Origin of the sequence: Pseudoxanthomonas sangjuensis (assembly GCF_010211755.1) — a bacterium.
Classification (GTDB): Bacteria; Pseudomonadota; Gammaproteobacteria; order Xanthomonadales; family Xanthomonadaceae; genus Pseudoxanthomonas_A; species Pseudoxanthomonas_A sangjuensis.
On sequence record NZ_PDWR01000013.1, the window covers coordinates 41,898 to 54,036 of the forward strand.

13 protein-coding genes and 1 tRNA gene are annotated in these 12,139 nt (G+C 69.1%); 6 read left to right on the plus strand and 8 right to left on the minus strand.

Annotation, left to right across the window (positions count from 1 at the left end):
- Nucleotides 1-121: 121 nt before the first annotated feature.
- On the minus strand, nt 122-937 hold the full coding sequence (locus tag CSC71_RS08535) for a hypothetical protein (protein WP_162373938.1): 816 nt from the start codon (nt 935-937) through the stop codon (nt 122-124).
- 201 nt (nt 938-1,138) lie between these two features.
- Between CSC71_RS08535 and metX the strand changes: the two genes are divergently transcribed.
- The 4 genes from metX (at nt 1,139) to CSC71_RS08555 (ending at nt 4,434) form a co-directional block, all read left to right on the plus strand.
- Entirely contained in the window at nt 1,139-2,251 is a 1,113-nt protein-coding gene (gene metX / locus CSC71_RS08540; protein ID WP_162373939.1) for a homoserine O-acetyltransferase MetX, read from the plus strand.
- A 139-nt stretch (nt 2,252-2,390) separates the two neighbouring features.
- A complete protein-coding gene (locus CSC71_RS08545) occupies nt 2,391-2,987 on the plus strand; it encodes a cysteine dioxygenase family protein (protein WP_162373984.1) in 597 nt (198 codons plus the stop codon).
- Between the two features lie 35 nt (nt 2,988-3,022).
- A tRNA-Leu gene (locus CSC71_RS08550) sits at nt 3,023-3,108 on the plus strand.
- Between the two features lie 54 nt (nt 3,109-3,162).
- Nucleotides 3,163-4,434, plus strand: coding sequence for a PQQ-dependent sugar dehydrogenase (locus CSC71_RS08555; RefSeq protein WP_162373940.1), 1,272 nt, complete (start codon nt 3,163-3,165; stop codon nt 4,432-4,434).
- Between the two features lie 274 nt (nt 4,435-4,708).
- Here CSC71_RS08555 and CSC71_RS08560 read toward each other — a convergent pair whose 3' ends face one another.
- The 6 genes from CSC71_RS08560 to CSC71_RS08585 all read right to left on the minus strand — a co-directional run bounded on the left by CSC71_RS08560 (nt 4,709) and on the right by CSC71_RS08585 (nt 10,279).
- Nucleotides 4,709-5,176 (minus strand): hypothetical protein, encoded by a 468-nt coding sequence (locus tag CSC71_RS08560; RefSeq protein ID WP_162373941.1) that lies wholly within the window; start codon nt 5,174-5,176, stop codon nt 4,709-4,711.
- Entirely contained in the window at nt 5,173-5,379 is a 207-nt protein-coding gene (locus tag CSC71_RS08565) for a PspC domain-containing protein (RefSeq protein WP_162373942.1), read from the minus strand. Before CSC71_RS08565 ends, CSC71_RS08560 begins: the two co-directional genes overlap by 4 nt.
- Nucleotides 5,380-5,464: 85 nt before the next feature.
- Complete coding sequence (locus CSC71_RS08570; RefSeq protein WP_162373943.1) at nt 5,465-5,851, minus strand: YfeK family protein; 387 nt, start codon at nt 5,849-5,851, stop codon at nt 5,465-5,467.
- Complete coding sequence (locus tag CSC71_RS08575) at nt 5,851-6,927, minus strand: class III poly(R)-hydroxyalkanoic acid synthase subunit PhaC (RefSeq protein WP_162373944.1); 1,077 nt, start codon at nt 6,925-6,927, stop codon at nt 5,851-5,853. The genes CSC71_RS08570 and CSC71_RS08575 overlap by 1 nt, the downstream gene beginning before the upstream one ends.
- A complete protein-coding gene (gene phaE / locus CSC71_RS08580) occupies nt 6,924-8,360 on the minus strand; it encodes a class III poly(R)-hydroxyalkanoic acid synthase subunit PhaE (RefSeq protein ID WP_162373945.1) in 1,437 nt (478 codons plus the stop codon). The genes CSC71_RS08575 and phaE overlap by 4 nt, the downstream gene beginning before the upstream one ends.
- A 77-nt stretch (nt 8,361-8,437) precedes the next feature.
- Nucleotides 8,438-10,279, minus strand: coding sequence for a 3-hydroxybutyrate oligomer hydrolase family protein (locus CSC71_RS08585; RefSeq protein WP_162373946.1), 1,842 nt, complete (start codon nt 10,277-10,279; stop codon nt 8,438-8,440).
- A gap of 220 nt (nt 10,280-10,499) precedes the next feature.
- Here CSC71_RS08585 and CSC71_RS08590 point away from each other — a divergent pair, with 220 nt between their 5' ends.
- On the plus strand, nt 10,500-11,165 hold the full coding sequence (locus tag CSC71_RS08590) for a response regulator (RefSeq protein ID WP_162373947.1): 666 nt from the start codon (nt 10,500-10,502) through the stop codon (nt 11,163-11,165).
- A 4-nt stretch (nt 11,166-11,169) separates the two neighbouring features.
- Entirely contained in the window at nt 11,170-11,604 is a 435-nt protein-coding gene (locus CSC71_RS08595) for a GNAT family N-acetyltransferase (protein WP_162373948.1), read from the plus strand.
- Nucleotides 11,605-11,650: 46 nt separating this feature from the next.
- On the opposite strand, the gene CSC71_RS08600 is transcribed toward CSC71_RS08595, so the two are convergent.
- Entirely contained in the window at nt 11,651-12,139 is a 489-nt protein-coding gene (locus CSC71_RS08600) for an NUDIX hydrolase (protein WP_162373949.1), read from the minus strand.

Here is a 12,139-nt window from a genome sequence, read left to right on the forward strand (position 1 = left end):
ATGCGCTCCCCGACGAACCAACAGGGTCCGGGCGCCGAAGCAAACGGCGCCTCCCGCAAGGGGGGCGCCGGCATGAAGTCCGACTGACCGAAGGCGGACAGCGGCCGCCTTCGGGGGGCCGTCACGGGAACTTGTAGTTGCCGTGATTATCGATCGGGCAGGCATCCTCCGCGCCGACCAGGGCCGGATCGAAATGGAAGCCCGGGATCTGGTCGGTCAGATACGCACCGGTGGCATTGAACGCATTGAGCCCGTAGGGGGCGTCCGCCGCACCAAATGTGTTGGCGCCTGGCGTGGTCAGCACCTGGATCAGCGTCGGCTCGGCAACCGAGGCGGTCGCGTAGAAGCTCGGCACGACCGTGTCGTTGAACGCGTCGTATTTGTCCGCACCGGCCAGCGCCCAGGCAGCGTCCTGCGCATTGCGCCAGTAACCCGGCGAGCACCAGGCGCCATCGGTATCGAACGGCTGGCAACCATGGCTGACCACCAATTGCACGTTGCCCTTCACCTTGCCTTCGTATTCGGCGGTGACCATCGGCGGGCCGACCAGGTCGGAGTAGCTGTAGTAATGGCTCGCGTACTTGAACGTTCCGCCGACCTTGTACATGTCCACCGTATCGCCGCCCGGCAGAGTGAGTTTCGCCGAAGTCGCACCGTTCGCACTCAGTACCCAGACCAGGTAGGCGTCGCCGGTCTGGTAGGGCTGGCCGGGGCCGTTCCAGTTGGCGAACTGGCCGGTACCGCCATCGTTGGCATCGTTTTGCCCGGTCAGGCCGCAGCGCTCGTCGTTGAGGTTGTAGGTGCTGCCGTCGAAGTTGAAGCCCTGTCCGGCATATATGACCGTCGTCCCCGCCCAGGCGGACGAGACGGCGCCAAGCAGCAGCAACGCCGCACCCGCGATTCCAGACGACCACCCGCGTTTAAGATCGATTTTCATCTTGATACCCCCTCTGATTTGTCCCTGTATGGAATCCCGCCCTGTGGCGATCGTCGGAAGGAACGTCGCTCGCCGCCAGGAGCGGTCAGGTCGGAACACCTGCCGCCTCTGTGTCGGATCGATGGTCGATCCATGGCGACAAAAGGCCGCCTTCGCCGAACAAGCCGTCGTCTCCGGCATTCCCGTTACACTTCGCGACCCATGAGCGAATTCATCCCCCCCGGCACCCGCTTCCACGCCCTGCCCTCGCCGTTCCCGATGAAGCGCGGCGGCGCGCTGCATGGCGCGCGCATCGCCTACGAGACCTGGGGCGACCTCAACGCCGCGCGCGACAACGCGGTCCTGATCGTCACCGGCCTGTCGCCGGATGCGCACGCGGCCAGCAACGCCGGCAACCCGGAGCCGGGCTGGTGGGAAGCGATGCTCGGCCCCGGCAAGGCCATCGACACCGACCGCTGGTTCGTCGTCTGCGTCAACTCGTTCGGCAGCTGCAAGGGTTCTACCGGCCCGGCATCGGTCAATCCGGCGACCGGCGACCTCTACCGCCTCGATTTCCCCGAACTGTCCGTCGAGGACGGCGCCGACGCCGCATTCGACGTGGTGCGCGGGCTCGGCATCGAGCGGCTCGCCTGCCTGGTCGGCAACTCGATGGGCGGAATGACCGCGCTGGCGCTGCTGCTGCGCCATCCCGGCGCGGCGCGCACCCACATCAACATCTCCGGCAGCGCGCAGGCGCTGCCGTTCTCGATCGCGATCCGCTCGCTGCAGCGCGAAGCGATCCGGCTCGACCCGAACTGGAACCACGGCGGCTACGACGACGCGACCTACCCGGAATCCGGCATGCGCATGGCGCGCAAGCTGGGCGTCATCACCTACCGTTCGGCGCTGGAATGGGACGGCCGCTTCGGCCGCGTGCGGCTCGAGTCCGACCGCCCCGACGAGGACCCTTTCGGCCTCGAATTCCAGGTGGAAAGCTACCTCGAGGGTCACGCGCGCCGCTTCGTGCGCCGCTTCGATCCGAACTGCTACCTGTACCTGAGCCGCTCGATGGACTGGTTCGACCTGGCCGAATACGGCGATGGCGACGTGCTGCGCGGCCTGGCCAGGATCCGCGTCGACAAGGCCGTGGCGATCGGCGCGCACACCGACATCCTGTTTCCGCTGCAGCAGCAGGAGCAGATCGCCGAAGGGCTGCGACTGGGCGGCGCCCAGGCGGACTTCGTGCCGCTGGATTCGCCGCAGGGCCACGACGCGTTCCTGGTCGACATTCCGCGCTTCAGCGCGGCCATCGGCGGCTTCCTGTCCGGTATCTAGCCGGCTGGCCGTTCGGCCGTTGAAAAGCCTTGGCCGGCCACCCGGCCGTTAAGAGGACATGACCGGCCGTTCGGTTGCCGAAAAGATTTCTTTTGCAACCTTTGGTTATGATGGGCTTTTCGCCATGCGAGGGACGGACATGCCGGGGCTCGATTTTCCGGGACGCGACAGGCTGATCGCCGCGCTGGACGAGGCGGTCGCCCTCGGCGACGACCATGCCGTCACCGATGCGCTACGTCATTCGCTGTCGCAACTGATCGCCGGCGCGGAGTTTGCGCTGCCGGATGCGCTGCTGCGGCCCATCGCCGACCATTACGCGCGCCGCGAGCTGTACACCAGCGCGGAACACGGCTACAGCGTGATCGCGATGACCTGGGGGCCGGGCCAGGGCACCCTGATCCACGACCACTCGGGCATGTGGTGCGTCGAGGGGGTTTGCCACGGGCGGCTGGAAATCACCCAGTACGAACTGGCCGAACAGGCGGGCGATCGCTACCGCTTCGTTCCCGCCGGCGCGATCGAGGCCGGCACGGGTTCCGCCGGCAGCCTGATCCCGCCGCACGAATACCACACCATCCGCAACCCCTGTGCGCAGGACGCGGCGATATCGCTGCACGTGTACCAGCGGGCGATGGTCCGTTGCGGGGTATACACCACCGCGGAAGCCGTAGCCGGCGACGGCTGGCTGGCCCGCGAGGAACGCCTGCTGCGCACCGACCCCCTGCCCGCGGCCTGACGCGGCTGGCGGCACCAGCTATACTTCGCGTCCGCGCCGAAGTGGCGGAATGGTAGACGCAGCGGACTCAAAATCCGCCGCCCTTAAAAGCGTGTGGGTTCGAGTCCCACCTTCGGCACCAGCAAGACGAACCAGCGTGTTTTTCGTGGGTCGGAGTCGCCCCGGGAGCACCGCCATGCGCGTCCTTCTGCTCGGTTCCGCTTTCCTCGCCCTGCTGCTCGCCGGCTGCCAGCGGCCTGCCGCTTCCGACGAAACCGCTGCGACGAGGGCCATCGCAACGCAGCCGTCGCCTGTCGCCAGGCGCCCCGTGCCCTCTCCTTCGCCTCCTTCCGTTGCGAAGGCCGCCCCGATCGGCCCGACGGCAGCCGGATCGCCGGTCAAGGCCCGGCCGCTGCCGCCACGGCGCGTGCCGGAACCGCCATTCGTCGCGCACGAAGTCGCGCGGCTCAACTGGCCGTGGGCGATGGCCTTCCTGCCCGACGGCCGCCTGCTGGTGACCGAAAAGCCCGGCACGATGCGGCTGGTGAACGTGACGACCGGCCAGGTCGGCACCATCGCCGGCGTGCCCGCCGTGACCTACGGCGGCCAGGGCGGTCTGGGTGACGTGATCCTGCACCCGCTGCATGCCAGCAACCGGCGCATCTATTTCAGCTATGTCGAAAGCAGCGGGTCGGTGCATGGCGCGGTGGTGGCCAGTGCGCTGCTGACGCTGGATGCGGCTGGCGGCGGCAGCCTGTCGGACATCCGCCGCATCTGGGAACAGGTGCCCAAGGTCGACGGTCAGGGACATTTCAGCCACCGGCTCGCCTTCGATGCCGCGCGCAAGCTGTGGATCACTTCGGGCGACCGGCAGAAGTTCGACCCGGCACAGGACCTGGGCGTCAACCTGGGCAAGGTGGTGCGGCTGAACGAAGACGGTTCGGTCCCTGCCGACAATCCCTACCACGCCATGGGCGGCGTCAGCGCGCAGATATGGACGCTCGGGCACCGCAACATGCTGGGCCTGGCGTTCGATGCGACCGGCCGGCTGTGGGTGCACGAAATGGGACCGGCCGGCGGCGACGAACTGAACCTGATCGTGCGCGGCGCCAATTACGGCTGGCCGGTCGTTTCCAACGGCGACCATTACGACGGCACGCCGATCCCCGACCACGACACCCGCCCCGAATTCGAGGCGCCGAAGGCATGGTGGGACCCGGTGATCGCGCCGGCCGGCTTCATCATCTATTCCGGCGCACTGTTCCCGTGGTTCCGCGGCCATGGCTTCATCGGCGGGCTGGCTTCGCAGGCGCTGGTCGAGATCGAATTCTCCGGCACCCAGGCGCGCGAATTACGCCGCTATCCGATGGGCCAGCGCATCCGTGAAGTCGAACAGGGCCCGGATGGCGCGATCTGGTTGCTGGCGGACGCCGCGGATGCCCGGCTGCTGAAGCTGACGCCGCCGTGATTTTCCACGCCGTCCAATCGCTTGCGCAGGAATCCTGCACGTGGCTTGCGAGCGATGCCGGCCATCCGCCTGATCGCGATGCGCCGCGGCACGGGCGCATGAAACAGAAGGCCCAGTCTCCCGGATGGTTCCGGTCGGCTGAGCCTTCTTTCGTCGGAGCGATTGCTTCGGCTTGTGCCGCCGCTTTTTCCCCGACGCATGCAACGCTACAGCGGCCTGCGTTAGCCGCGGGTAAAACGCCGCGACCGCTCGTCGGTTGGCCGCCGGATTGCCTTCACCACGGCCACCAGCCCTTCCCCGTCAGCGCATAACGGTCGGCGGCGCGTTCGAACGGATTGCGCACGCTGACCCCGCCGCACAGCAGGTACAACGGTAGGAACAGCGGGCCCAGCGCCATGTACTGGAAGACGTGCGCGCGCTCGTGGTCGCCGAGCTTGATTGGCGGATGCTCGAACAGCCCCGCCCGATGCTCGTAGGTCGCGCACGGCGAATCCAGCGTGTCGCCGGTGTGCAGGATGGCGTTGCCGAAGGTGATCGCCCCGCCCGGCCCCCATGGCCACTTGTGGAAGACCAGCGCGCAGTCGCGGCGGCTGAAGTGCATGCGTGCGCCGAACGGCAGCCCGGCGAGGCCGGCAAGCAGGCCGATGGCGGTGTTCGGCGCGGCCCACAGCGCGCCCAGCAGCCGCGCGACGAACAGGTCGGCGCGGCTCCACGCGACGCGGGGTACCGCGCGTCGCCTCAATCCGCCTCGTTCGGCATCAGCAGCCACAGGATCAGGTAGACCAGGATGCCGGGGAACGCCGCCGAAGCGATCGACACGATCACGAAGACCACCCGCAGCAGCGTGGCGTTCCAGCCCAGGCGGTGCGCGATGCCGCCCATCACGCCCGCGATCATGCGGTCGTTGAGCGAGCGGGCGAAGGGTTTCGGGGGCTGTTGCGACATTGCTGGATGTCTCCGGCGGACCTGGCCGCAGTCTAGGGCGTTTTCGCCGCGGGTGTTTGAATCAGGGTCGCAAAGCGCGCCGCGGTCACGAAGACCGTCGCACCGGCGGCGGGGAGGCGCGGATTCCCTCCAGCTTCTCGCGGAACCACGGCCCGGCGTCCTGCGCCTCGCGCCCCGGGCAACGCACCCGGTAGGCGCGCCCGCTCATGCTGCTCCTGCTGGCGGCGAGCTCGATGAATCGCTCCGCGCTGTCCACCAGGTCGCGCTTGAGCAGGTAGTCGTACTTGCGCTGCAGGTGCCTGCGCGCCTCGGCGGCGCGATACCAGCTGCCATTGCGCTGGAATTCGCAACCCGACGCCGACAGCGCATCCATCAGCCCCGCGATCTCGCGCTGCGCCAGCGGCGACGGGGCGGCGGCGATCAGCGGCGCCGCGACCAGCGCCACGAGCCAAGCGGCCCTCGCCCCCGCCATCAGCGCGCCCGTGCCGCAAGCCAGTCGTGGATCGCGCCCGGCACCTCGCGCTGGGCGCGGCCGGACACGTAGATGCCGATGTGCCCGCCCCTGAAGCTCAGTTCGCTGTAGTCGTCCGTGCCGACCAGCTTCTTCAGCGCGCGCGACGCGTCCGGCGGCACCAGGTGGTCCTGTTCGGCGTAGATGTTCAGCACCGGCATGTCGACGAAACCCAGGTCCACCGCTTCGCCGTCGATCTCGATGCCGCCGTTGACGAAGCCGTTGCCCTGGTAGAACTGCTTGATGAACTGGCGGAACGCCTCGCCGGCCAGGTCCGGGGAATCGAAGATCCACTGTTCCATGCGCAGGAAGTCCTCGACCGCATGTTCGTCGTCGAGGATGTCGATCAGGCCCACGTACTTCTGCAGGTTCAGCCGGAACGGCTTCAGCATCAGGTAGCTGGCGTTCATCAGGTCGGCCGGCACGTTGCCGAGCGTGTCGACGAACAGGTCGACGTCGAGGTCGCGGGTCCAGCACGACAGCATGTTGTCGCCGGTGTGGAAATCGACCGGCGTGACCATCGTGACCAGGTTCTTCACCTTCTCCGGGTGCAACGACGAGTAGCACAGCGAGAACGCGCCGCCCTGGCAGATGCCGAGCAGGTTGATCGCGTCGAGGCCGGAGCTTTCGCGCAGGTGGTCGACCGCACCGTCGATGAAGCGGTTGATGTAGTCGCCCAGTTCGAGGAAGCGGTCGGAACGGTCCGGGTAGCCCCAGTCGATCAGGTACACGTCCTCGCCGCGCGCCAGCAGGTTGCGCACCAGCGAGCGGTCGGACTGCAGGTCGACCATGTACGGGCGGTTGACCAGCGCATAGACGATCAGCAGCGGGATCTTCGCGGTCGGCTTCGACTCGCCGACGAAGCGGTACAGCACGACCTTGCCGTCGCGCCAGACTTCCTGCTTCGCGGTCGCGCCGTAGTGCACGTCGTGCCCGGCCACTTCCGGCAGGGTCTTCAGCCCGGCGGCGAACTTGCGCTGCAGGGCCAGCGCCTCCTGCGCCAGTTCGTCGGGGGTGATGTGCAGCGGGCCGTTCACTTGCGGCCTCCCTTGCCGCCCGACTTCGGCTTGCCGGACAGCGGCGGCTCGATCGAGGCCATGCCGCGCGCAACCCAGTCCTTCATCGAAACGACCCTGGCGCTGGTTTTCGCCGCGGGGGCCGGCTTCGAGGCGGCGGGCTTCGTCGCGGCGGCTTTCTTCACGCTGGCCGGCCTGGCCTTCTTCGGCGCGGCAAGGTGCTTTTTCGCGGCCGGAGCCGGTTCCTTTGCCGCGACCTTCGTTGCGGTTGCAGCCTTCTTCGGCACGGGCGCGGCGACGGGTCCGGTCGCCTCGACCTTGCTCGCCACACTGGCGCGGTTTGCCACCGCCTTCGGTTTCGGGGCTTTCTTGTCCGGCTTGCGCTTGGCCTTGCGCACGGGTTTCGCGGCAGTCTTCGGCTTCGCCTTCGCCGCCGCTTTCGCCACGGGCTTCGCGGCAACGGGTTCGGCCACGACCGGCGCCGGCTGCGCCTTCGCGGCGACCGGCTGGCGCGGTTCGGCCTGCGCGCGCGCGGCCTTGCGCAGCGCGCGCTCCAGTTCGGCGATCTTGCGGTGCGCCGAATCGACCTCGGTGCGGGTCGGCAGGCCGAACAGGTTGCAGAACTGCTCGGCTTCCTTCTGCACCGCCGCGCGCAGGCGCATCTGCGAATTGGCCAGCGCGCCGATGGCGTGGCGGAATTCCGTCGACAGCGCCGCCTCGGCGTAGGCTTCCTCGGCCGCGTCGATCCACAGGTCGAACAGCGCGCGCGCGCTGCCGATCTGCTTGCCGGGCGCATCGTGTTCGTCGAGCTTGCCCTCGAATGCCTCGAACGCTTTCTCGCCGATTTGCAGCAGCAGCGCGTTGTATTCGGCATTGCGCTGCCGGTAGTCCTGCACTGCGTCGGCGAACGCCTGCCAGCGCTCCTGGTGCTCGCGCGCGGGGCCGAACGCCGGCAGGTGGGGCGTGTGTTCGTGCCCGTACAGCCGTTCCGCGGCGTCCAGCCAGGGCTTGATCTGTTCGGCCCAGCCGTCCAGGCCATTGCCGCCCCAGCCCTTCATCGCGGCGAGGATGTCGGCGAAGGGGTTGGCCGCGTCGGCAGTCGCGCCGATCGCCTCGCGCCAGGCCTTGCCGATGTCGGCGGCGCTGTTGTCGGTGCCGGCGAATCGCGCGGCAACCTGCTGCATCTGCCCGTACCAGTCGCTGGCCTGTTGCTGGAAACGCTGCAACACGTCGTCGAGCGGACCGCGCCGGCCGTTGCCGCCCACCAGTTGCGACCACCACAGGATCGCCCGGCTCCAGTCGCTGTTGGCCCAGTCCGGCGAAGGCGGGCTTCCCGCACCGCCGCGCATCGCCTGGCCCCAGGCGTTCCAGTACTGCCGCGCCAGCGATTCGACATCGGCGCCGCTGCCGAAACCGCCAAGACCGCCGAAACCACCTGCTCCCGTGCCGAACATGCCGCGCCTCCCGGATTACGGGGCGATGATAACGCGCCGGGCGATCCCGGTCCGGCGAGCCGCGGAGCGCCGGCGTTTCAAGGCATCGGCAGTTGCGCGGCGTCGACCGCTCCGGCGCCGCGCCCCCTGGCCTCGATCAGCGCGTCGGCCGGCAGGTCGCCCTGCCCGTCGAGATGCGCCGAAACGCGGTCCAGCGCGGCATAGACGTAGGGCAGCATCGGCGTGTAATGCGCGCCGTAGGCCGGCAACGCCAGGAAGGCGTCGAAATGCTCGCCGTTGCGCACGCGCCAGTAGCGCACGTCGCGGCCGGCGGCCTGCGCGGCGGCGACGTACGGCGCGCTGGTGAACGCGGGCGGCACCAGGCCGTCGTCGGTACCGTGCACGACCAGCACCGGCAGGCCGGCACGCGGCAGGCCCGCCCGGGTCGCGGCGACGCCTTCGCGCACGCGCTTCGCATCGTCGCCCTGCCCGTCCCACAACCCGCGCAGGCATTGCAGGCCCGGCAGGGTGAAGTCCGGCGGCGCGATCCCGGCATCGACGATGCCGACGCCGTTGCCCGGCGGGATGCCGGCGCTGTCGCTCCACCACGCGGCGCGCTCGGCGTCGGTCGCCGCACGTGCGCTGAAGTCCGGGTTCTGCGCCGAGAACGCATAGCCGCAAGGATGCTCGCCGACGCCGTAGCGGCCGTAGGCCGAGGCATAGGTCACCGCGACCGAGCGCCACAGGTCGAAACCGACGCTCAGCGTTCCGGCGGTCAGCGACTCGTCGGTCCAGCCGCTGGCGCGCAGCCTGTCGTAGGCCGACTTCGCCTGTGCGGCGACGTCGGCGCCCTCGACCAGGCCCGCCGCCTTCAGCGTGGCGCAACGCGCCTGCCACAGCGGCTCGACCTGCGCCCGCAGCGGCGGCTGCGGCAATGACCCGGCCGGCAGGTGCAGCAGCGCGCACGGCATCAGCAGCGCGGCCTCGGTGGAAAAGTCGTACAGCGGGCGGCCGCCGTGGCCGTCGACGTAGACGTTCGGTTCGCCGGCGACGACCGCGTCGAGCCACTCGCCATCGCCTTCGGCCGCACGCAGCACTGCGCCGCCGCCGTTGGAAATGCCGACGGCGATGACCCGGGTATTGTCGAAAGTGAACGGCGCGTCGTTCGGGAAGGCCGCGGCCAGCGCGGACAGCGCGAACTCGGCCGCCTGTTTCACGTGCACGCCCCAGTCGGCCTCCGGGTTGTCCTTCGAGTGCGCGTGCTTGAACGCGATACCCCTGGCATCGGCCGCCGCATCGGGGACGAAGGCCAGCCCGCCGTCGTCGGCTCTGCCCAGGGTGCCGTCGAGCCGCTGCCCCTGCCGCGTGTCGAGGTCGAAATAGTCGGTGCCCGCGCCCTTGTCGGTGTAGGCGACCGCGCAACCCTTCGGCAGGCCCCAGGCGCCGGCCACCGCGATCGCGCCGTAGACGCCGCGCGAGCCCGACGCCGGTGCGACCAGCACGCAGCGCTTGTCCGTGTCGAACGCGTCCGGCACCTGCACCAGCACGCGATGCGGCTGCTTGGCGCCCGGCACCCTGGCGAAGGCGGCGTATTCGCGCCCGGGCACGCTGGCGGTGCTGCCATAGAGCTGGCCGTAGCCGCCGGCCGGCGACAGGTCGGCGATCCCGCGCCAGTTACTCCAGATCGCGCGACGGCGCAGCTCGGCCGCGGTCGGATGCGCCGCGTCGGCGAAGGCCGGCGGCGCCATCGCGCGCAGGCCGTCGATGCCGAGGCCCGCGGTCAGCAGGTCGTCGCTGCCGCGATGTTCGGTGACGCGCTGGGGCTGGAGCATCGAAGCCTTCTCCGCGGCATTTTCGTTTTTCGGGGAAGCCGTGCCGCAGGCCGACAGCAGGCAGGCCAGCACGACGCCAAGTGCGTATGGGGACGGATTATGGTTCATGCAGGCAAACTACCTTCGCTGGCAACCGGCGGCATCGTACTTTGGTACCACGCCGGCAATGGCGATTCCTGTTAGAAGATAATTGCGGACCGTTCGTCCTGAGCGTAAGGGCATGGCCCCGGAGTCGAAGGATGCGCGAGGTCCTTCGACTTCGGCCCTGTGGGCCTACGCCCAGGACGAACGGCTCAATTTTTTTACCCGGTTCCGGCCCAAACCCCGCATGCCCAAGCTCCTGATCGCCGACGACCACCCGCTGTTCCGCGCCGCGCTGCGCAGTGCGGCGGCCGATGCGGTCGCGCAACTCGACGTGCTGGAAACCGCCTCGCTGGACGGCGTGCTCGCAGCGCTGGACGCCCATCCCGACATCGACCTGGTGCTGCTGGACCTGCACATGCCCGGCAACCACGGCCTGGCCGGGCTGGCGGCGATCCGCGCGCAGTTCCCCGCCGTCGCGGTGGTCGTGGTCTCGGCCAACGACGATCCGCGCGTGGTCCGCCGCGCGCTGGACCACGGCGCCGCCGGCTACCTGCCGAAGAGTTCCGGGCTGGAGGAACTGCGCGACGCGATCCGCAGCGTGCTCGCCTGCGAGCAGTGGCTGCCGGCCTCGCTGCGCGCCTCGGTGGCGCGCGCGCAGTCGTCGGCGCACGACACCGAACTGGCCGCGCGCCTGGCCAGCCTGTCGCCGCAGCAGTTCCGCGTGCTGAACTACGTCGCCCAGGGCCTGCTGAACAAGCAGATCGCCGACCGGCTGGACGTGCAGGAACGCACGGTCAAGGCGCATCTGTCGGCGATCTTCGACCGCCTCGGCGTGCGCAACCGCACCCAGGCCGGCGTGGTGCTGCGCGAGCTCGAGCTGAGCGATCCGGCGAAGCAGATCGAAGGCTGAAACGATGCCGGCATTCGACATCCGTCCCGCCCTGCCCGCCGACGCGGCCGAACTCGCCCGCCTGTCCGGACAGCTCGGCTATCCGGTGGACGCGGGCGAGATGTCGCGCCGGCTCGCCCTCGTACTGGCCGATCCCGCCCGCGCGGTGCTCGTCGCCGACGCGGGCGGGAACCTGCTCGGCTGGCTGGGCGTGGAGCAGCGGACCACGCTGGAAGGCGGTACGCAGGCCGAGATCGTCGGTTTCGTCGTCGATGCGCGGGTGCGCCGTTCCGGCGTCGGCCAACGCCTGCTGCAGGCCGCCGAGGCGTGGACCCGAGAACGCGGCTTCGCCGAACTGCGGGTCCGCTCCAACATCGCCCGCGCCGAATCGCATCCGTTCTACGAGAAACACGGCTTCGTGCGCAAGAAAACCCAGCACGTCTATGCGAAGCGGTTCTAAATCCTTGCGGCTCTAAATCCTTCTCCCCGCGGAAGGAGGGCTTCCGTCAGATCCGCGAATAACGCCACGACACCATCTTGCCGTCGCGGTACGGCATGACGCCATGGAACGCGCGCGGATCGTCGTCGAACACCAGCGGCACGAAGTGGCGGTCGCCGTCCCACAGCGGCAGGTCGAGGATGCCGGCGACATCGACCCACTCCAGCGTGCCTTCGGGGTTGCTCGCGTACGGCTCGCCGCTGAACTTCGTCACCACGAACACGAAACCCAGCCAGTCCTCGCCGTGCTTGCCGAAGCCGGGCCAGCTGATCGTGCCGCGCAGCGACAGTTCGTCGCATTCGATCCCGGCTTCCTCGCGGATTTCGCGGCGCATGCACGCGACCACGTCCTCGTCCGCCTCGATCTTGCCGCCGAGGCCGTTGTACTTGCCCAGGTGCAGGTCGCCGGGCCGCGCGTTGCGGTGGATCATCAGCACTTGCGAGCGGTCGGGCGACAGCACGTAGCCCAGGGTGGCGACGATGGGGGTGTAAGGCAT

Bases quoted from the DNA above. Each gene is read 5' to 3' on its own strand.
- CSC71_RS08535 (WP_162373938.1), bottom strand. From the start codon at position 937: ATGAAAATCGATCTTAAACGCGGGTGGTCGTCTGGAATCGCGGGTGCG.
- metX (WP_162373939.1), top strand. From the start codon at position 1,139: ATGAGCGAATTCATCCCCCCCGGCACCCGCTTCCACGCCCTGCCCTCG.
- CSC71_RS08545 (WP_162373984.1), top strand. From the start codon at position 2,391: ATGCCGGGGCTCGATTTTCCGGGACGCGACAGGCTGATCGCCGCGCTG.
- CSC71_RS08555 (WP_162373940.1), top strand. From the start codon at position 3,163: ATGCGCGTCCTTCTGCTCGGTTCCGCTTTCCTCGCCCTGCTGCTCGCC.
- CSC71_RS08565 (WP_162373942.1), bottom strand. From the start codon at position 5,379: ATGTCGCAACAGCCCCCGAAACCCTTCGCCCGCTCGCTCAACGACCGC.
- CSC71_RS08570 (WP_162373943.1), bottom strand. From the start codon at position 5,851: ATGGCGGGGGCGAGGGCCGCTTGGCTCGTGGCGCTGGTCGCGGCGCCG.
- phaE (WP_162373945.1), bottom strand. From the start codon at position 8,360: ATGTTCGGCACGGGAGCAGGTGGTTTCGGCGGTCTTGGCGGTTTCGGC.
- CSC71_RS08585 (WP_162373946.1), bottom strand. From the start codon at position 10,279: ATGAACCATAATCCGTCCCCATACGCACTTGGCGTCGTGCTGGCCTGC.
- CSC71_RS08590 (WP_162373947.1), top strand. From the start codon at position 10,500: ATGCCCAAGCTCCTGATCGCCGACGACCACCCGCTGTTCCGCGCCGCG.
- CSC71_RS08595 (WP_162373948.1), top strand. From the start codon at position 11,170: ATGCCGGCATTCGACATCCGTCCCGCCCTGCCCGCCGACGCGGCCGAA.
- CSC71_RS08600 (WP_162373949.1), bottom strand. From the start codon at position 12,139: ATGCCTTACACCCCCATCGTCGCCACCCTGGGCTACGTGCTGTCGCCC.